Raw genomic sequence first — 1,160 nt, forward strand, 5'->3', positions numbered from 1 at the left:
CCGCCACCCTCACCGAGCACGCCGTCCGCCCCCCCGCCGTCTGGGTCGTCGGGGCCGTGGTCGACCTCACGTCAGCCGGCTGAGGGCGTGTCGCGGCGCGCCGGTGACGAGGCGTGAGCGGCTGCGAGGCGTAGGGCGACGATCCAGGACGAAGTCGTCCCCAGGCATGGTGGAGCGCCGTCCCGCCCCCTACCGTGAGCCCGTCCGGACGGACCCGTCCGTCGCTGAAACCGGTGACAACCGCCCGGACGCCGCCGAACCACCCGCCGGATCCGTCCGGCACCGGACCGGGGAACCACACGCACCACCCGGGGTGAAGCGGTCGACCGGCCCGCACGGGCCGCAGGCCGCCGGGCGCCTTCCCGCCCGAACCCGTCAGCTAACCCGGTAGGCGGCCACGGAAGAAAGGACCACCCGCCGAAGATGGCGAGTTCGCTCAGCCCTGCCCACCGCCGGATCACCGGACGGCGGGCCCTGCTGGCCCTCGTGGCCGCCGGCGCTGTCGCCCTGACCCCGCTCCCCGCCTCCGCCGATCCGGAGCCGGCCACCTCCCAGGAGGCCGCGGAGCTGATCGCCGCCCGCGCGCACGACCTGGAGGTGCTCACCGAGCGCTTCAACGAGACCCGCGAGCAGCTCGCCGCGACGCAGGCGGCCGCCGACGCCGCCGCCGAGGAGCTGTCCGCCGCGCAGGCGGCGCTGGCCGAGGCGCAGGACCGGGTCCGGACCGTGGCCCGCAGCGCGTACACCGGCGAGGGGCTCGGCACCCTCGAGGCCGTGCTGACCAGCGAGTCGGCCGGCGACCTGGTGGACCGGGTGGGGCTGCTCGACACCATCGCGGCCCACAACAACGGCGTGCTCGGCGAGGCCCGGAGCGCCGGGGAGGACGCCGAGCGGGCGCGGGTGGCCGCCGAGGAGGCCGCCGCCGAGGCGCAGGCGCAGGTCGATCGCGTCGAGGCCCAGCGGGCGCGGCTCGACGAGCAGATCGCCTCCTACCAGGCGCAGTACGAGCGGCTGAACGCCGAGGAGCAGCGCGCCTCGCGCGCCGCCGCCGAGCGGCACGCGGCCGAGGAGGCCGCCGCCGCGGAGGCGGCGCCGGGCCCCGGCGCGGCACCGGCCCCGCAGGCAGCCCCGGCGCCCGCCGCCGCGGCGGCGGCCTCCTC

General features: G+C 78.3%; 1 protein-coding gene and 1 riboswitch. The gene reads left to right on the forward strand.

The annotated features are described in order from the left end of the window. Positions 1-254 precede the first annotated feature (254 nt). A riboswitch (cyclic di-AMP (ydaO/yuaA leader) is annotated at positions 255-409 on the forward strand. 14 nt (positions 410-423) lie between these two features. Next, on the forward strand, positions 424-1,160 hold a 737-nt coding region (locus E9565_RS21850; RefSeq protein ID WP_374201754.1), incomplete at its 3' end, for a coiled-coil domain-containing protein.

The sequence above is a fragment of the Blastococcus sp. KM273129 genome (assembly GCF_021698995.1).
GTDB lineage: Bacteria > Actinomycetota > Actinomycetes > Mycobacteriales > Geodermatophilaceae > Blastococcus.